Origin of the sequence: Kocuria oceani (genome assembly GCF_029524215.1) — a bacterium.
Taxonomy (GTDB): Bacteria; Actinomycetota; Actinomycetes; order Actinomycetales; family Micrococcaceae; genus Kocuria; species Kocuria oceani.
Genome location: NZ_JARAMH010000005.1, coordinates 1 through 19,313, shown reverse-complemented (window position 1 = coordinate 19,313; position 19,313 = coordinate 1). Strand labels below are relative to the sequence as shown.

Genomic DNA, 19,313 nt, shown 5'->3' with positions numbered 1-19,313 from the left:
GTGCACCGCTCCGGTGCACCGGAAAGGGCCCGGGCCCCGCACCGCGGGTCCCGGGCCCTGCCCGTGCGCCTCGGCCTCGGATCAGTGCTCGTCGGCCTGCTGGCCTCCCACGAAGGCCTCGTCGCCGGGCTCCGCCGGGACGTTGGACGGATTGGCCGGGGTGGTCGGGGCCCCGCCGGGAATGAACTCGGCGTAGCGGGGGAAGGTGTGGTCGAGCACCGGCACGGAGTCGATCAGGGTCTCGCCGGCCGCGCTGAACTCGGTCTCGACCATCAGGCCGGGCATGGCGCCGGCCGGCTCGAGAATCACGGGCTCGCCCTCCTCGAGCTTCACGGTGACTCCGGCCGGGACGTCGATCTCGGCGGTGGCCTCACCGGTGTCCAGGGTGACGGTCACGTCCTCGGCCGACTCGTTGTCGATGCTGCCCAGCAGCCGGCCCGGGGCCTCGGCGCTCTCGGCCACGATGAGCATGTTCGTCAGGTTGATGTCGCCCATCTCCACCACGATGCCGTCCGCGGGCGCGTAGCCCACCTCGGCGGTGGCCACCGGGTTGATGGCGCTGCACCCGCTGGCGGTGAGCAGGGCGGCCACGGCGGCGGCACTGAGGCCTGCGCGCTTCAGGGACTTGCGGGCGGCGGTCTTCACGGCGCGTACTCCTCGGAGCTCAGGACGATGTCCCGATCAGCTTATCCGTTTGCCGACGGATCGTCCGCATCGCCGGCCGCCGGGGGGCCGTTCACGGCGGATCGGCGAATCCTACACCGTGTTAGAATGGACGTTCTGAAAGGGGTATTTCCATATGGTTTTTGAGGTTGGCGAGACGGTTGTCTACCCGCACCACGGCGCGGCGACCATCGAGGAGATCAAGACCCGCACCATCAAGGGCGAAGAGAAGATGTATCTCAAGCTCAAGGTGACCCAGGGCGATCTGGTCATCGAGGTCCCCGCGGAGAACGTGGACCTGGTGGGCGTTCGCGACGTCGTCGACGAGGACGGGCTGAAGAAGGTCATCTCGGTCCTGCAGGCGAAGGACACCGAGGAGGCCAGCAACTGGTCCCGGCGGTACAAGGCCAACCTGGAGAAGCTCGCCTCGGGCGACGTCCTGAAGGTCGCCGAGGTCGTGCGCGACCTGTGGCGCCGGGACCGCGACCGCGGGCTCTCTGCGGGGGAGAAGCGGATGCTGACGAAGGCCCGCCAGATCCTCACCTCCGAGCTCGCCCTCGCCAAGAAGATCGACGAGGAAGAGGCCGAGAAGCGCCTCGACGACATCCTCGCGTCCTGACCTCCCCGTGACCGGGAACGGGCCACGGCCCACGACGGCGGATCCGCCCTCCTCGGAGGGCGGGTTCGCCGTCGTCGTCGTGGCGGCCGGGTCCGGCACCCGGCTCGGGCACGGCATCCCCAAGGCCCTCGTGCCGCTGGACGGCCGCCCCCTGCTCGAGCACGCCCTGCGCGGCGTCGCCGAGGCCGGGATCGCCGACCGGGTGCTCGTCACGGTCCCCGCCGGCGACGTCGAACTGTCCGCCCTGGCCCGGGAGCACGGGGCGTTGCCCGTGACCGGCGGCGCCTCCCGCGCCGCGTCGGTCCGCGCGGCCCTGGCCGTGCTGGAGGGCTCCGGGTGCGCCGCGGTGCTGGTCCACGACGCCGCGCGCTGCCTGACCCCGCCCTCGGTCTTCCGGTCCGTGGCGCGGCGCGTGCGCTCGGGGGCGCGGGCCGTGGTGCCGGTGCTCCCCGTCGCGGACACGATGCGCCGGGTCGACGAGGCCGGCCGCTCACTCGGGACCGTGGACCGCACGGTCCTGCGCGCGGTGCAGACCCCCCAGGGCTTCGAGCTCGCGCTGCTGCGCGCGGTCGACCGCGCCGCCGCCGAGGCCGGCACGGACCCGGAGACCGTCACCGACGACGCCTCGCTCGTGGAGACCCACGCCCCCGGCGTCGCCGTCCGGACGGTCCCGGGCCACGAGCACGCCTTCAAGATCACCCGGCCCCTCGACCTCGTGCTGGCCGAGGCCGTGCTCCGGGGCCGGGCGCCCGGCGCCGCCGGCACGGTCCCGGTCGCCGTCGGGCCCTCGACCGTCACCGTCCCCGAGGAGCGCTGACCCGTGAATCTGCCCCGCACCGGCATCGCCGTGGACGTCCACGCCTTCGGGCCCGAGGGCACCCCGCTGTGGGTCGCCGGTCTCGAGTGGCCGGGGGAGCGCGGCCTCGCGGGCCACTCGGACGGGGACGTCGTGGCCCACGCCGCCGCCGACGCCCTGTTCTCGGCCTCGGGCACCGGGGACCTGGGCTCCAACTTCGGCGTTGACCGGCCCGAGATGCAGGGCGCCTCGGGGCTGCACATTCTTGCCGAGGCGGCCCTGATCGTGCGGGCGGCCGGCTTCGAGATCGGCAACGTGGCCGTGCAGCTGATCGGCGAGCGGCCGCGCTTCGCGCCCCGCCGCGCGGAGGCCGAGGACGCCCTCAGCGCCGCCGCCGGCGCCCCCGTGACGGTCAGCGCCACGACCTCGGACTACCTCGGGTTCCCGGGCCGGGGCGAGGGGCTCGCGGCCGTGGCCACGGCCCTGGTCGTCGCCGTGGGAGCGGGCGGGGCCTGACCGGCCCGCGGGCGCGCGCCCTTATGATGGGCCGTGTGACTCTGCGCTTCTACGACACCGCCACCGCCTCCGTGCGGGACTTCGAGCCCGTCCACCCCGGTGAGGCGCGTCTGTACTACTGCGGTGCCACCGTCCAGGGGATGCCGCACATCGGGCACGTGCGCTCCGCGCTCGTCTTCGACCTGCTGGCGCGCTGGCTGGAGTTCCGCGGCCACCGGGTCACCACGGTGCGCAACGTCACCGACATCGACGACAAGATCCTCACCAACGCCGCGGCGTCGTACGCCCCCGACTACACCGGCGACCACCCCCGCGAGCCGTGGTGGGCGCTGGCCTACCGGTTCGAGCAGGTCTTCAACGCCGCCTACGACGCCATCGGCATCGCCCGGCCCACCTACGAGCCGCGCGCGACCGGCCACGTCCCCGAGATGCACGCCCTGGTCCGCGCCCTCGTCGACGCCGGGCACGCCTACCCGGCCCCGGACGGCTCGGGCGACGTCTACTTCGACGTCCGCTCCTGGGCGCGCTACGGGGAGCTCACCCACCAGTCGGTGGACGACATGCGGGACGCCCCGGACGCCGACCCGCGCGGCAAGCGCGACCCCCGCGACTTCGCCCTGTGGAAGGGGCACAAGCCCGGCGAGCCGGAGACCGCGCGCTGGGAGTCCCCGTGGGGCGCCGGCCGGCCCGGCTGGCACCTCGAGTGCTCCGCGATGGCCGGGAAGTACCTGGGGGAGCACTTCGACATCCACGGCGGCGGCCTGGACCTGCGCTTCCCCCACCACGAGAACGAGCTCGCCCAGTCGGCCGCGGCCGGGCAGCGCTTCGCGAACTTCTGGCTGCACAACGGGCTGGTCACCTCCGCGGGCGAGAAGATGTCCAAGTCGATCGGCAACACCGTCTCCCCGGCGGACATGCTCGCCGCGGCCCGCCCGCTCGCCGTGCGCTACTACCTGGGGCAGGCCCACTACCGCTCCGTGCTGGACTACCGGCCCACCTCCCTGGCCGAGGCGGCCGCCGCCGTGGAGCGCGTCGAGTCCTTCCTGCGCCACGCCGCGGACTCCGGCCTCGACCTCGCCTGGACGCCCACCGACGTGCCGGAGGCCTTCCAGGACGCCATGGACGACGACCTCAACGTGCCCCAGGCCCTCGCGGCCCTGCACGAGACCGTGCGGGCGGGCAACTCCGCGCTCGCCGACGGCGGCGACCCGTCCGCGCCCGCCCGCGCCGTGCGGGCCATGACCGACGTCCTCGGGCTGAGCGGACTCATGGACCTCGGCGGCGCCGGCGGCAACGCCGCCGAGCACGCCGCCCTCGACGCCCTCGTGCGCTCCCTGCTGACCCAGCGCGCACAGGCCCGCGCCGCCAAGGACTGGGCCCGGGCCGACGCCATCCGGGACGAGCTCGCCGCGGCCGGCGTCGCGGTCCGCGACGGCGCCGGCGGCGCCGCCTGGTCCGTGGCCTGAGCCGGCCCCCACCCACCACCGACCGAAACAGAGGAATGCCATGCCAGCCCCCAAGCGCCCCGGTGCGATCCGCAAGAACAAGAAGGGCCCCCTCGTGGGCACCGGCGGCCACGGCCGCAAGGCGCTCGAGGGGCGCGGACCGACGCCGAAGGCCGAGGACCGCCCGTACCACAAGGCGCACAAGATGAAGAAGGCCGCCGAGCGCCGCCAGCCCCAGGGCGGCCGCGCTGCCTCCCGCACCCGGGGCAAGGTCCAGGAGGACCTCGTCACCGGGCGGAACTCGGTGCTCGAGGCGCTGCGGGCGGACATCCCCGCCAAGGCCCTGCACGCGGCGAGCAAGATCGACGTGGACGACCGGGTGCGGGAGATCCTGCAGATCTGCGCCGAGCGCGGGATCACGATCCTCGAGGCCTCCAAGTCCGAGCTCGACCGGCTCACCAGCGACGCCGTGCACCAGGGCGTGGCCCTGCAGGTGCCCGCCTACGAGTACGAGGACGCCGTGGAGACCGCCCGCCGGCTCATGACCCAGTGGGAGAAGCGGCACATCCGCCGCCCGCCGCTGCTGATCGCCCTCGACGGCATCACCGATCCGCGCAACCTCGGGGCCATCATCCGCAGCGCGTCGGCCTTCTCCGGCAACGCGGTCATCGTCCCCGAGCGCCGCTCCGTGGGCGTCACCGCCTCCGCCTGGAAGACCAGCGCCGGCGCCGCCGCCCGGGTGCCCGTGGCGAAGGCGGCCAACCTGAACCGCGCGCTCGAGGAGCTCAAGGGCATGGGCTACTTCGTGGTCGGGCTCGACGGCGACGGCGACGTCCAGCTGCCCGGGCTCGAGCTCGCCACCGAACCGCTCGTGATCGTGGTCGGCGCCGAGGGCAAGGGCCTGTCCCGGCTGGTCACCGAGAACTGCGACCAGGTCGTCTCCATCCCCATCGACTCCGCCATGGAGTCCCTCAACGCCTCGATGGCCGTGGGCATCACCCTGTACGAGGTGTCACGACGCCGTGCCGGTTCCTGAGCCGCGGCGGCAGGACACCGGCCGGCCCTACGTCTCCCACCCCTACCCGCTGGGGGTGCACCCCTCGCACGAGCGCGACGGCAGCGCCAACGTGGCCGTCTACGCCCCCGGGGTGCCGGACCTCGACATCGTCTTCCGGCCGCCGGGCGGGCGCTGGCAGCGGCGCCGGCTGACCGGACGCACCGGCGGGGTGCACCACGGGACGATCCCCCCGGCCGAGCAGCAGCGGCTCTCCGAGACGGGCTTCGAGTACATGAGGCACCGGGACGAGGCCCCGGCGCTGCCCGTCGGCACGGAGTACGGCTTCGTGCCCGCGGACTCGCCGGTGGCCGCCCGCCGCCGCGGCCCGGACCCCTCCGACCAGCAGATCCTGCTCGACCCCTACGGGAAGGGCCTGCGCCGCGTGGCCGCGCCGGACGACGTCGAGGACCCCGGCCCGGACGCCTACGGCGGACGCTACGTCTCCGTGATCGCCCAGCAGGACTTCGACTGGGACGAGGACCGCCCGCCGGCCACCGCGTGGCGGGACACGGTGGTCTACGAGGCGCACGTCAAGGGCCTCACCGCCCTGCACCCGGACGTCCCCGAAGAGCTGCGGGGCACGTACGCCGGCCTGGCCCACCCGGTGATGACCGACTACCTCACCACGCTGGGCGTCACGGCCGTGGAGCTGCTGCCCGTGCACGCCCACCTGGACGAGCCCCACCTCACGAACCTGGGGCTGAGCAACTACTGGGGCTACAACACGCTGGGCTTCTTCGCCCCGCACGCCGGCTACGCCACCGAGGCCGCCCGCGCCCGCGGCCCCCAGGGCGTGCTCGACGAGTTCAAGGCGATGGTCCGCGACCTGCACCGGGCCGGCCTCGAGGTCTACCTCGACGTGGTCTACAACCACACGGCCGAGGCCGGGCAGGGCGAGCCGGCCTACTGCTGGCGCGGCCTCGGCGACGAGGCCTACTACCGGCACGGCGACGACGGCCGCTACGTGGACGTCACCGGGTGCGGCAACTCGGTGAACTTCGGCAACCCCCGCGTGGTGCAGATGGCTCTGGACTCCCTGCGCTACTGGGTGGAGCGCTGCCACGTGGACGGCTTCCGCTTCGACCTCGCCCCGGAGCTGGCCCGCGACGAGCGCCACCGCTTCACCCGCAACCACCCCTTCCTCGTCGCCGTGAACGCGGACCCGGCGCTGTTCGGCACCAAGCTCATCGCCGAGCCGTGGGACGTGGGCATGGGCGGATGGCAGACCGGGCACTTCCCCGAGGGCTGGGCGGACTGGAACGACCGCTTCCGGGACACCGTCCGCGACTTCTGGCTCACCGGCCCGCGCAGCATGAGCCTGGGCGGGGACGGGGGCAACGCCTCACGCCTGGCCGGGGCGCTCACCGGCTCCGCGGACCTGTTCGCCGCCTCCGGGCGCAGCGCCCTGGCCTCCGTGAACTTCGTGACCGCCCACGACGGCTTCACGCTGGCCGACCTCGTGTCCTACGACAACAAGCACAACCAGGCCAACCTCGAGAAGAACCGGGACGGCACCAACGACAACCACTCCTGGAACCACGGGGTCGAGGGCCCGGCCCGGGACGTGCGGATCCGGGCCGACCGCGCCCAGACCGCCCGCAACGTCATGGCCACCCTGCTCTTCTCCCAGGGCGTGCCGATGATCACCGCCGGGGACGAGTTCGGCCGCAGCCAGCGGGGGAACAACAACGCCTACTGCCAGGACAACGAGCTCTCCTGGGTGGACTGGCACCACACCCCGGCGGACCGGGCGATGCTGGCCGCGACCCGCTCCCTCGTCGCCGTGCGCGGGGAGTTCCTCGCCGGGCAGCCGTCCCACTTCCCGACCCGGCCGGACGAGGTGATGATGCACTGGTTCGGCCCGGACGGGACGCCCATGACCGCCACCGACTGGCAGGCCCCCGGCGCCCGCACCATCCAGGTGCTGATCGGCTCCTGCGGCGGGCGCGTCTCGGGGCTGATGGTGGTCAACGGCGCGAGCGCCGACATGGCGATCACGTTCCCGGACGTCACGCAGCTGCTGCTCCCCGACGAGGAGGAGCACCCGCTGCGGGCCTCGGACGGCGTCTACGCCCTGGTGCACAGCACCGCCTCGGTGCTGCACGGCCGCTACGGCGCCCGCTATCGCGCCGGGCGGCCCCAGGGCGTGCCCGCCAACTCGGTCACCCTGTTCCGGCTCCTCTGAAGCGGGTCCTCCCGGCACGAGCAGGGGCCGCACCCGTGCACGGGTGCGGCCCCTGCTCGTGCCGGCCCCGGTCCGGCCTGGACGGGCTCAGGCGTTCGCCACGAGCCCCAGCTCCGCCTTGTCGGCGAGGTGGGGGTGGGCCGGCAGCACCCGCACGGTGTAGCCGAAGGGCCCGGAGCGGTCCACGGTGATCGTCCCGCAGAACTTGTGCCGCCCGCCCCCGAGCTCGCCGGTGGGGCGCAGGGTCGCGTACTTGCGCTCGTGGATGTGATCGGTCTCCGAGACGCGGCCGTAGCCGATCTCCGCGCAGACGTCCTCCGGGGCCAGCGAGCCGAGGGTGACGTAGGCGCACACGGAGAGCTCGTCGCCGATCTGCGGGTCCTGGGCCACGCCCTCGGTGTCGACGTGCTCCACCGAGACCTGGCCCCAGGCCTGGCGCACGCGCCCGATCCACCGGGACTTCGCGCGCGCGGCGGCGTGCCCGTCCTCGGCGGCCCGGCGCCCGGACACGGCGGCGGGGACGTAGAGCTCCCGCACGTAGTCCTCGAGCATCCGCTTGGCCGAGACGCGGGGGCCCAGCGTGGCCAGGGTGTGCCGGACCATGGCCAGCCACTGGTGCGGCACCACGTCCGTGCCCGGCTCGGAGGCGTCGTCGGTCTCGCCGTAGAAGCGGGGCGCCACGTGGTTCTCGATGAGCTCGTAGAGGGCGGCCGCCTCGATGTCGTCGCGCTCGTCCGGGTGGGCGTCCTCGTCCGCGGTGGGGATGGCCCAGCCGTTCTGGCCGTCGTACATCTCGTCCCACCAGCCGTCGAGCACCGACAGGTTCAGCCCGCCGTTGAGGGCGGCCTTCATCCCCGAGGTGCCGCAGGCCTCCAGCGGTCGCAGCGGGTTGTTCAGCCACACGTCGCAGCCGGGGAACAGGGTCCGGGCCATCGCGATGTCGTAGTTGGGCAGGAAGACGATCCGGTGGCGCACCTCCGGGTCGTCCGTGAAGCGCACGAGGTCCTGGATCAGCCGCTTGCCCTGCTCGTCGGCAGGGTGGGACTTCCCCGCGACCACGAGCTGCACCGGGCGCTCCGGGTCCAGCAGGATCTTCTTGAGCCGCTGCGGGTCCCGCAGCATGAGCGTGAGCCGCTTGTAGGTGGGCACCCGGCGGGCGAAGCCGATCGTCAGCACCCCGGGGTCGAGGACCGAGTCGGTCCAGCCGAGCTCGGCGTCCGCGAGACCGCGCTTCTTCCAGGAGGCCCGCAGTCGGGCCCGGACGTCCGCCACCAGACGGGTGCGCAGCTCCCGGCGCACCGCCCACAGCTCGGCGTCGTCCACCCCGTAGATCCGCCGCCACCGTGCGGTCCGGTCGAGGTCGGAGCCCATCGGGTCCAGGGCGAGCTCCGCCATGCGGGGGTCGATCCAGGTCATGACGTGCACGCCGTTGGTGATGGAGCCGATCGGCACCTCGTCCTCGTCGAAGCCCGGCCACAGCCCCCGGAACATGCCGCGGGAGACCACGCCGTGCAGCTTGGCCACACCGTTGGCCCGCTGGGCCAGGCGCAGGCCCATCACGGCCATGTTGAACTTGGACGGGTCGCCGTCGTCGTAGTCCTCCGTGCCGAGGGACAGGACGTTGGCCGTGGGGACGGCCGGGGCGAGACCGGCGTTGAAGAAGTGCTCGATCTGCGCCCGCTCGAACCGGTCGATGCCCGCGGGCACGGGGGTGTGGGTCGTGAACACGGTGGCCGAGCGCACCGAGGCGAGGGCTTCGTCCCAGGTCAGCGGTTCACTTCCGTCGGAGGGCTCCATGAGCTCCGCGATCCGTTCGATGCCCAGGAACCCGGCGTGGCCCTCGTTGCAGTGGAAGACCTCCGGGGCCGGCGCTCCCGTCAGCCGGGAGAACGTGCGCAGGGCGCGGATCCCGCCCATCCCGAGCAGCAGCTCCTGCTGCAGGCGGTGGTCGCCGCCGCCGCCGTAGAGGCGGTCGGTGACGCTGCGGGCGTGGTCGTCGTTGTCCGGGATGTCGGAGTCGAGCAGGAGCAGCGGCACGCGCCCCACGTCGGCGCGCCAGATCTGCGCGGACAGCGAGCGCCCGTTGGGCAGCGGCAGAGTGATCCGCGCGGGAGTCCCGTCCTCCTCCCGCAGCAGGGCCAGGGGCATCCCGTCCGGGTCGAGCACCGGGTAGGACTCCTGCTGCCAGGCGTCGCGGGAGAGCGACTGCTTGAAGTACCCGTGCTGGTAGAACAGGCCTACGCCCACGACCGGCACACCGAGGTCCGAGGCGCTCTTGAGGTGGTCCCCGGCGAGGATGCCCAGCCCGCCCGAGTACTGGGGCAGCACGGAGGTCACGCCGTACTCGGCCGAGAAGTAGGCGATGGCGCGGGGGGCGTCCTCGGTCTGGGTCTTCTGGTACCACAGCTCGTCGGTGAGGTAGCACTCCAGGTCGGCGTCGAGCTCCTCGATCCGCCGCACGGTGGCGGGGTCCTCGGCGATCTGCTGGATCTCCTCCCGGGTGAGGGAGCCCAGCAGCTTGACCGGGTCGCCGTGCACGGTCTCCCAGGCCTGCGGATTGAGGTCGGCGAACAGCTGTTCGGTCGGCCGGTGCCAGGACCAGCGGAGGTTCCTCGCAAGACGGCTCAGCGGGGCGATGGACTCCGGCAGCACGGTGCGCACGGTGAATCTACGGATTGCCTTCACGCGGTCAGACTACCGGTGACCCGGCGGGAACCGGCCGTGTCGTCGCCCGGTCGCCGCCCCGGCGTGCCGGGCGCGCCCGCGGGGACGCAAACAGCGCCGCGTGCGTCGACAGCGGGCTTAACGATCGCGGGGTTTGTCGCTAACGTGTTCCAGGTGAGCCAAGCCAACACGCCGTCCCCGTCCGACCCGGCCGCGAGCCCGGCCGGCACGTCCGCCCCCGACTCCCCGACGACGTCCGCCGCCGAGGCGGCCGTGCCCGGCGACGGGACCGCAGTCCCGGCCGAGCAGCCGGCGAAGAAGGCCCCGGCGCGCCGCAGGGCCTCGACCGCCAAGCAGGCCCCGGCCGCGGACGCCGCCTCCGTCGAGGACGAGCCGGGCATCTCCGTGGTCCCCGCCGCGGAGACCGGCACCCGTGCCCGCAGGACCTCGACCCCGAAGACGTCGAGCGCCAAGACCTCGGCCGCGAAGACGTCGAGCGCGAAGACGTCGAGCGCGAAGACCTCCACTGCCAAGACGTCGACCGCGAAGACCCCGGCCGCCCGGACGTCGACGACGAAGAAGGCCACGACCACGCGCAAGGCCCCGGCGACGCGCCGGAAGGCCGCCGGGTCGGCGTTCTCCCGCGAGGACCTGGTCTACGGCCGGATCCCGATCGTCGGCGTGAGCCCCGTGGTCGAGGACGGGCGCTTCCCGGCCAAGGCCGTGCCGGGCGAGTCGATCCGGGTGGGCGCCACCGTGTTCCGGGAGGGCCACGACGCCCTCGGCGTGACCGCGGTGCTCTACGACCCGCAGGGCACCGAGACCGAGCGGGTGCCCATGCGCCTGACCACCGCCGGCACCGACCGCTACGAGGCGTGGCTGACCCCGACCTCCGAGGGCGCGTGGACCTTCGCCGTCGAGGGCTGGGGCGACCTCTACGAGACCTGGCGGCACGCCGCCGAGATCAAGGTGGGCGTGGGCCAGGACGTCGAGCTGATGATGGCCGAGGGCGTGGTGCTCTTCGACCGCGCCGCCGCGGAGCCCGGGCGCCCGGACTCCGACGTCGAGCTGTTCCGCTCCGCCTCCCGGACGCTCGGCAACCAGGAGCTGCCCGCCGAGCACCGGCTCGAGGCCGGCACCTCGGCGGAGGTCCTGGCCGTGGTCGCCGAGCGTCCGCTGCGCGATCTCGTCACCGAGAGCCGCCGCTATCCGCTGAAGGTCGAGCGCACCGCCGCCGGCCGCGGGTCCTGGTACGAGTTCTTCCCGCGCTCCGAGGGCGCCGCCCTCGACCCCGAGACCGGCACGTGGACCTCCGGGAACTTCCGGACGGCCTCCGAGCGGCTCGAGGCCGTGGCCGGGATGGGCTTCGACGTGGTCTACCTGCCCCCGATCCACCCGATCGGCACGGCACACCGCAAGGGCCCCAACAACACGCTCGTGGCCGGGCCCCAGGATCCCGGGTCCCCGTGGGCCATCGGCGCCCCCGAGGGCGGGCACGACGCCATCCACCCGGACCTCGGCACGTTCGAGGACTTCGACGGGTTCGTGGCCCGCGCCGCCGACCACGGCCTCGAGGTCGCCCTGGACCTCGCCCTGCAGGCGTCCCCGGACCACCCCTGGGTCACGGCGCACCCGGAGTGGTTCACGACCCGGGCCGACGGCTCGATCGCCTACGCCGAGAACCCGCCGAAGAAGTACCAGGACATCTACCCGATCAACTTCGACAACGACCCCGAGGGGCTGTCCCTCGAGGTGCTGCGGATCGTGGAGCTGTGGATCTCCCACGGCGTGAAGATCTTCCGGGTGGACAACCCGCACACCAAGCCCCTGTGGTTCTGGGAGTGGCTGATCGGCACCGTCAACGCCAAGCACCCCGAGGTGGTCTTCCTGGCCGAGGCGTTCACCCGGCCCGCCATGATGCAGGGCCTCGCCCGGGTGGGCTTCCAGCAGTCCTACTCCTACTTCACGTGGCGCAACACGAAGAAGGAGATCGAGGAGTACCTGCACGAGATCAGCCACGAGACCTCGGCGGTGTACCGGCCGAACTTCTTCGTGAACACCCCGGACATCCTCACGGAGTACCTCCAGTTCGGCGGTCCCGCGGCGTTCCGGATCCGCGCGGTGCTGGCCGCCACGGGCTCCCCGCTGTGGGGCGTCTACGCCGGCTACGAGCTCTTCGAGCACGTGGCCCGGCAGGGCGCCGAGGAGTACGTGGACAACGAGAAGTACCAGTTCCGCCCGCGGGACTTCGCCGGGGCGGAGGAGCGCGGGGAGTCCCTGGCCCCGTACCTCACGCGGCTCAACGAGATCCGCCGCCGGCACGCCTCGCTGGGCGACCTGCAGAACCTGACGGTGCAGTCCACGTCCGACGACGCCCTGGTCGCGTACACGAAGACCAAGACGGTGCGGCACGGTGGGTCCGCCTACAAGGACACGATCATCGTGGTCGTCAACGTGGACCCGCACGCGACCCGCGAGGGCACGGTCTGGCTCGACCTGGAGTCCCTGAACCTGGACGACGCCGACTTCAACGAGGACGGCAGCTTCTGGGTGGACGACCTGCTCAGCGGCCACTCCTGGAAGTGGGGCACGCACAACTACGTGCGCCTCGATCCGCACCACGACCCCGCGCACGTCCTGCACATCCGGCGCAACGTCAAGTAGGGGACCTTCCGGACCCCGTCGGGGCCCTCCCGGGCATCGCCACCCGGGAGGGCCCCCTTCCCACCCGAAGGCCTCCGACCCACCTGCCCGAAAGGCGGCACCCCCGCATGAGCATCTCGCCGTTCTCGCTCAACGCCCCCGGAATCTCCCACGACCCCGACTGGTTCCGCAAAGCGGTGTTCTACGAGGTCCTCGTCCGGGCGTTCTCCGACGCCAACGGTGACGGCTCCGGCGACTTCTCCGGCCTGATCGACAAGCTGGACTACCTGCAGTGGCTGGGCATCGACTGCCTCTGGCTGCCGCCCTTCTTCGAGTCCCCGCTGCGCGACGGCGGCTACGACATCTCGGACTACTACTCGGTCCTGGACGAGTTCGGCACGATCAGCGACTTCAAGCGGCTCGTCGCGGAGGCGCACGCCCGTGGCCTGCGGGTGATCATCGACCTGCCGCTGAACCACACCAGCGACCAGCACCCCTGGTTCCAGGCCTCCCGCGAGGACCCGGACGGTCCCTACGGCGACTTCTACGTCTGGTCGGACACGGACGAGCTGTACCAGGACGCGCGGATCATCTTCGTGGACACCGAGGAGTCGAACTGGACGTTCGACCCGATCCGCCGCCAGTTCTTCTGGCACCGGTTCTTCTCCCACCAGCCCGACCTCAACTTCGAGAACCCGGCCGTGGTGGAGGCCGTCCACGACGTGGTGAAGTTCTGGCTGGACATGGGCATCGACGGCTTCCGCGCCGACGCGATCCCGTACCTGATCGAGGAGGAGGGGACCAACTGCGAGAACCTCCCCGGCACCCACGACTTCCTCGTGCAGCTGCGCCGGATGATCGACGAGGAGTATCCCGGGCGCGTGGTCATCGCGGAGGCGAACCAGATGCCGCACGAGGTGGTGGAGTACTTCGGCACCGAGCAGGACCCGGAGTGCCACATGTGCTTCCACTTCCCGATCATGCCGCGGATCTTCTACGCGCTGCGGGACCAGAAGGCCGCCCCGATCGTGGACACCATGCAGGAGACGCCCGACATCCCGCGCGGGACCCAGTGGGGCACGTTCCTGCGCAACCACGACGAGCTAACGCTCGAGATGGTCACCACCGAGGAGCGCCAGGCGATGCTGGGCTGGTACGCCCCGGACTCCCGGATGCGCGCCAACGTGGGCATCCGCCGCCGGCTGGCGCCGCTGCTGGACAACTCCCGGGCGGAGATCGAGCTCATCCACGCCCTGCTCCTGTCCCTGCCGGGCAGCCCGTTCCTCTACTACGGCGACGAGATCGGGATGGGGGACAACATCTGGCTCGACGACCGTGACGCCTCCCGCACCCCGATGCAGTGGACCCCGGACCGCAACGCCGGCTTCTCCAAGGCCGACCCGGGCAAGCTGTACCTGCCCGTGGTCCAGTCGCTGGTCTACCACTACAACCAGGTCAACGTGGAGGCACAGCTGGCGTCGTCGTCGTCCCTGCTGCACTGGATGCGCCAGATGCTGGCGGTGCGGAAGGCGCACCCGGCGTTCGGTCTGGGCAGCTACGTCAACGTGGAGACCGACCACGACTCCGTGCTCGCGTTCCTGCGGGTGCTCCCGGACGAGGAGACCGAGGACGGCCGCGGCGAGACGGTGCTGTGCCTGTTCAACCTCGCCCACACCCCCGCGTGCGCCCGCATCCGGCTGCCGCAGTTCGCGGGCCGCGGGCTGCGCGAGCTCTTCGGCGGAGACCTGTTCGGGGAGGTGGACGAGGCCGGGGAGTACCGCATCACCCTCGGCAGCCAGGACTTCTTCTGGCTGCGGCTGCGCGCGGCCCGCCGCGACGACGGCACGCACCCGCAGACCACGGCCCTGCCGATCATCACGCCCGCCAAGACGTCCTGAGCGCGACCGCGCGTCCGGCCACCACCTCGCCCGCCCCGGAAGGACCCGATCCCATGACCGACCAGCACCCCGACGAGCTCCTCGACCTCCTGCGGCGCTGGCTGCCGAAGCAGCGGTGGTTCCCCTTCGCGGAGGGCGGCGCGGGCGCCGACCTGCGGGTCCTCGCCCAGCTCGCCCTGCCGGAGCAGGCGGGCGGCACGGCCCGGGTGCTGCTCGTGGAGGCCTCGGCGGGGGACCGCACCGAGCTGCTCCAGGTGCCGCTGACCCTGCGCGCGGCGCCCCTCGAGGGCGCGGAGCGGTTCCTCGTGGCGGAGCCGACGGCCCCGGCGGACACCGGTGCCGGGCCGGAGGCCGCGCCGGGCGCGGAACAGAATCCCGGTCCGCTGCGGGCGGCGCGCAAGCTCAAGGACCGCGCCGCGCGGGCCGGGCGCGCGGTGGCCGACCGCACCGGTCTGCCCGTGCCCGGGGCCGACGGCGCGGTGGCCGGCTCCTGGGTCTACGACGGCGTCGGGGACCCCGCCTTCGTGGGCCCCGCGCTCGCGCTCATGCAGCAGCAGGAGACCGCCGGGGGCGGGCCGCTGGGGCTGTCCCTGACCGGTGCGCACGGGGACGCGCTGCGCGTGCCCTACGCCGTGGAGTCCCGCGAGCAGGTCCGGGTGATCGCCAGCGAGCAGTCGAACTCCTCGGTGATCATCACCCCGCCGCCGGGCCGGGCGCAGGCCGACGCCGTCATCGTGAAGTTCTTCCGGGTGGTGGGCGAGGGCGCCAACCCGGACGTGGAGGTCGGCCACGAACTCACCGCTCTCGGCTGCCCCGCGGTCCCCGCCACGTTCGGCTGGCTCGACGCCCGCTGGCGCACCGGCCTGGCCGCCGCGGAGGGCCAGCTGGCGGTGGCCACCGAGTTCCTCGCCGGCTCCGCCGACGCCTGGGGCCGGGCCGTCGAGGCGGCCGAGCAGGGCGCCGACTTCACCGACGAGGCCCGCGAGCTGGGACGCACGACCGCCCGCGTGCACCGGGACCTGGCGCGCGCCTTCGGCACGGAGACCCCCGACGACGCGGCCCGCACCCGCCTGCTGGACGGCCTCGCCGGGCGCATCCGGTGGGCCCGGGCGGAGTCCGGGTCCCTGTTCACCGAGCACTCGGACGCTCTCGACGCGCTGCTGGGGTCCCTCGACGGCGTGACCGACCTGCCCCCGCTGCAGCGCATCCACGGGGACTACCACCTGGGGCAGGTGCTCCAGACGGAGGAGGGCCAGTTCAAGGTCCTGGACTTCGAGGGCGAGCCCCTGCGCCCGATCGAGGAGCGCACCAGGCCGGACGTGGCCCTGCGCGATGTCGTGGGGATGCTCCGCTCCTTCGACTACGCCGCCGCGTTCGGGGCGCGCGCCGGGGCGGGGGACACCGAGGAGTGGGGCCGCCGGACCGCGGAGGCCTTCCTGTCCGGCTACGAGCAGGGCGCCGGGCACGTCGTCGACCGCGACTCGCCGCTGTTCCGGGCGCTGTGGCTGGACAAGGCGCTCTACGAGGTCGTCTACGAGCAGCGCAACCGGCCGGACTGGCTGGGCGTGCCGGCCGGAGCGGTGCGCCGTTTCCTGGAGGATCTGCCGTCGCGTAGCGTGAACCCTGAACCCGCCGGCGCGGACTCCGCATCCGGCACCGGCCAAGACGACGACAGGTCCCGTTCCGCGCGGCGCGCTGCGACGGAACCGGGAACGGAAATCGAGGACGAAGTGACCGCCAGCACCCCGCAGGACCGATCCGACCCCGTCCGGGCGACCGGCCACGACGTCGCCCCGGCAGGGCCCGTCCCCGTGCCGGAGCACGTGCTCGCCGCCGTCTCCGAGGGCCGCCACCACAACCCGCACGGGGTCCTGGGCGCTCATCTGGGCCCGGACGGCAGCGTCACGGTGCGCACCCTGCGCCGATTCGCCACGGCGGTCGCCGTGGTCACGCAGGACGGCACCTTCGAGCTCGAGCACGAGTGGGGCGGCATCTTCACGGGTGTGGTCCCGGCCCACGAGCCGGGCCGGATCCCCGACTACCGGGTGGACGTGACCTACCGGGACCTCGAGCCGCAGCGGATGGACGACCCGTACCGCTTCGCGCCCACGCTGGGCGAGCTCGACCTCCACCTGATCGGGGAGGGGCGGCACGAGACGCTGTGGACCGTCCTCGGCGCCCACGTGCGCCGCTACCCCTCCGCCCTCGGGGACATCACCGGCGTGAGCTTCGCCGTGTGGGCGCCCAACGCCCAGGCCGTGCGGGTCATCGGCGACTTCAACGGCTGGGACGGCAGCGAGCACGCGATGCGCTCCCTCGGCTCCTCGGGCGTGTGGGAGATCTTCGTGCCGGGGCTGGGCTCCGGCGCCACCTACAAGTTCCGCATCCTCGGCCGGGACGGCGGCTGGCGGGAGAAGGCCGACCCCATGGCCTTCGGCACCGAGGTCCCGCCCTCCACCGCGTCGCGCGTCTTCGAGTCGACCTACGAGTTCCAGGACGACGCCTGGCTGGCCCGCCGTGCGGCCACCGACCCCCACAACGCCCCGATGAGCGTCTACGAGCTGCACATCGGCTCGTGGCGGATGGGGCTGGGCTACAAGGACCTCGCCAAGGAGCTCGTGGAGTACCTCACGTGGCAGGGCTTCACGCACGTGGAGTTCATGCCCGTGGCGGAGCACCCGTTCGGCGGGTCCTGGGGCTACCAGGTGACGTCCTACTACGCGCCGTCCTCCCGCTTCGGCAGCCCGGACGAGTTCCGCTACCTCGTGGACCAGCTCCACCAGGCCGGCATCGGCGTGATCGTGGACTGGGTCCCGGGGCACTTCCCCAAGGACGAGTGGGCCCTGGCCCGGTTCGACGGCGAGCCCCTGTACGAGCACGCCGACCCCCGCCGCGGCGAGCACAAGGACTGGGGGACCCTGATCCCCGACTACGGCCGCAACGAGGTCCGCAACTTCCTGGTGGCCAACGCCTCCTACTGGCTGGACGAGTTCCACATCGACGGGCTGCGCGTGGACGCCGTCGCCTCCATGCTCTACCTGGACTACTCGCGCAACGAGGGCGAGTGGGAGCCGAACATCTACGGCGGACGGGAGAACCTCGAGGCCATCGCGTTCCTCAAGGAGGCCAACGCCACGGCCTACAAGCGCACCCCGGGGATCGTCATGATCGCCGAGGAGTCGACCTCGTACCCGGGGGTGACCCGGCCCACCGACGCCGACGGACTGGGCTTCGGGCTGAAGTGGAACATGGGGTGGATGAACGACACCCTCGAGTACATGGCCGAGGACCCGGTCAACCGGTACTACCACCACAACAAGCTCACGTTCTCGCTCGTCTACGCCTTCTCGGAGAACTTCCTGCTGCCGATCTCCCACGACGAGGTCGTCTACGGCAAGGGCTCCCTGCTGCGCAAGATGCCCGGGGACCGGTGGCAGCAGCTGGCCAACGTCCGCGCCTACCTGGCCTTCATGTGGGCCCACCCGGGCAAGCAGCTGATCTTCATGGGCACCGAGTACGCCCAGGAGTCCGAGTGGTCCCAGGAGCACGGACTCGACTGGTGGCTCTCCGAGACCCCGCCGCACAAGGGCGTCCAGGAGCTCGTGCGCACCCTGAACACCATCTACCGCGACACCCCGGCGCTGTACGAGCGGGACAACAACCCCGCCGGCTTCGAGTGGATCGACGCCGCCGACGCCGGGCGCAACACGCTGTCCTTCACCCGGTGGGACGAGCAGGGCAACCCGCTGGTGTGCGTCGCCAACTTCGCCGGCAACCCGCACGAGAACTTCCGGCTGGGTCTGCCGTGGGCCGGCGACTGGACCGAGGTGCTCAACACCGACTCGGAGCACTTCGGCGGTTCGGGCGTGGGCAACCTCGGGAAGGTGAGCGCCACCGAGGGCGCCCACAACGGCAGCCCGGCGTCCGCCGTGCTGACCGTCCCGCCGCTGGCGGTGCTGTACCTCAGGCCTGCCGAGCACTGAGACCGGGCCGGTCCTCCCGATGGGACGGGACCGGTGCACGGGGGGAAGGGGCCCGGGTCTTCGGACCGGGGCCCCTTCCCCGTTCCCGGCCGGTGCTGCGGAGCACGGAACAGCCGGGTTGCACGGGAACGGCGAACCGGGTAACTTCTTCCAAGTCGTCGCGGCGAGGAACTCCTCCGGGAGCACCACGGGACGGCGCCCCACCCACATCGTTCCGGACCGGACGGCCAGCGCGCCGCGAGGTGCCGGGGACGTGCTAGGGTGGCGGCTCGCGAGCTTCGCCGGACGGCGGCTCCAGTCACGATCGGGTCACCAAGTGTTCACCCGAGATTGACCGGACCGACCGGGAGGGCTAAGGTTGCAGAGCACTCCGGGAGCAGGATGTCCAGCGGGACACGCTCACCGGTCTGTTGTTTGAGAACTCAATAGTGTGCCATGTTTGTTGATACCGATTGTTTTATCGGTTGATGGTTGTCGTGCGCCTCGCCTCCGTGGGGTGGCGGCAGCTTTTCGGCCGGGTTCGAAATGTTTTTCGTTGTTTTTTGACGGAGAGTTTGATCCTGGCTCAGGACGAACGCTGGCGGCGTGCTTAACACATGCAAGTCGAACGATGATCTCCCGCTTGCGGGGGTGATTAGTGGCGAACGGGTGAGTAATACGTGAGTAACCTGCCCTTGACTCTGGGATAAGCCTGGGAAACCGGGTCTAATACTGGATACTACTCCTTATCGCATGGTGGGGGGTGGAAAGGGTTTTACTGGTTTTGGATGGGCTCACGGCCTATCAGCTTGTTGGTGGGGTAATGGCTCACCAAGGCGACGACGGGTAGCCGGCCTGAGAGGGT

The 19,313-nt window shown here is 72.1% G+C and carries 11 protein-coding genes and 1 rRNA gene; 10 read left to right on the top strand and 2 right to left on the bottom strand.

Going from position 1 to position 19,313, the window contains the following annotated elements; all coding sequences use genetic code 11:
* Positions 1-81: 81 nt before the first annotated feature.
* Entirely contained in the window at positions 82-645 is a 564-nt protein-coding gene (locus PU704_RS06985) for a hypothetical protein (protein WP_277550808.1), read from the bottom strand.
* A gap of 154 nt (positions 646-799) precedes the next feature.
* Between PU704_RS06985 and PU704_RS06980 the strand changes: the two genes are divergently transcribed.
* From PU704_RS06980 to glgX, 6 genes are read left to right on the top strand one after another with little or no spacing between them, the layout of a single operon-like run.
* Positions 800-1,282, top strand: coding sequence for a CarD family transcriptional regulator (locus tag PU704_RS06980; RefSeq protein WP_047803020.1), 483 nt, complete (start codon positions 800-802; stop codon positions 1,280-1,282).
* 7 nt (positions 1,283-1,289) lie between these two features.
* Positions 1,290-2,099, top strand: a complete 810-nt coding sequence (ispD, locus tag PU704_RS06975; protein WP_082157313.1) for a 2-C-methyl-D-erythritol 4-phosphate cytidylyltransferase — start codon at positions 1,290-1,292, stop codon at positions 2,097-2,099.
* Positions 2,100-2,102: 3 nt separating this feature from the next.
* A complete protein-coding gene (ispF, locus tag PU704_RS06970) occupies positions 2,103-2,594 on the top strand; it encodes a 2-C-methyl-D-erythritol 2,4-cyclodiphosphate synthase (RefSeq protein ID WP_277550807.1) in 492 nt (163 codons plus the stop codon).
* 35 nt (positions 2,595-2,629) lie between these two features.
* Positions 2,630-4,060 (top strand): cysteine--tRNA ligase, encoded by a 1,431-nt coding sequence (gene cysS / locus PU704_RS06965; RefSeq protein ID WP_277550806.1) that lies wholly within the window; start codon positions 2,630-2,632, stop codon positions 4,058-4,060.
* A gap of 40 nt (positions 4,061-4,100) precedes the next feature.
* The gene (gene rlmB / locus PU704_RS06960) at positions 4,101-5,075 is read left to right on the top strand and encodes a 23S rRNA (guanosine(2251)-2'-O)-methyltransferase RlmB (protein ID WP_277550805.1); all 975 of its coding nucleotides are present in this window, start codon (positions 4,101-4,103) and stop codon (positions 5,073-5,075) included.
* Positions 5,062-7,281, top strand: coding sequence for a glycogen debranching protein GlgX (gene glgX / locus PU704_RS06955; RefSeq protein ID WP_277550804.1), 2,220 nt, complete (start codon positions 5,062-5,064; stop codon positions 7,279-7,281). Before rlmB ends, glgX begins: the two co-directional genes overlap by 14 nt.
* Positions 7,282-7,368: 87 nt before the next feature.
* Here the strand turns inward: glgX and glgP are convergent, their stop codons facing one another.
* Positions 7,369-9,966 (bottom strand): alpha-glucan family phosphorylase, encoded by a 2,598-nt coding sequence (glgP, locus tag PU704_RS06950; RefSeq protein ID WP_277550803.1) that lies wholly within the window; start codon positions 9,964-9,966, stop codon positions 7,369-7,371.
* Positions 9,967-10,110: 144 nt separating this feature from the next.
* On the opposite strand from glgP, the gene PU704_RS06945 reads away from it, so the two are divergent.
* From PU704_RS06945 to PU704_RS06930, 4 genes are all read left to right on the top strand, one after another.
* Positions 10,111-12,609, top strand: a complete 2,499-nt coding sequence (locus PU704_RS06945) for a maltotransferase domain-containing protein (RefSeq protein WP_075871263.1) — start codon at positions 10,111-10,113, stop codon at positions 12,607-12,609.
* Between the two features lie 107 nt (positions 12,610-12,716).
* Positions 12,717-14,486 (top strand): maltose alpha-D-glucosyltransferase, encoded by a 1,770-nt coding sequence (gene treS / locus PU704_RS06940; protein ID WP_047803027.1) that lies wholly within the window; start codon positions 12,717-12,719, stop codon positions 14,484-14,486.
* 53 nt (positions 14,487-14,539) lie between these two features.
* Entirely contained in the window at positions 14,540-18,469 is a 3,930-nt protein-coding gene (gene glgB / locus PU704_RS06935; RefSeq protein WP_277550802.1) for a 1,4-alpha-glucan branching protein GlgB, read from the top strand.
* Positions 18,470-19,011: 542 nt separating this feature from the next.
* Positions 19,012-19,313, top strand: a 16S ribosomal RNA gene (locus tag PU704_RS06930); the annotation flags it as partial.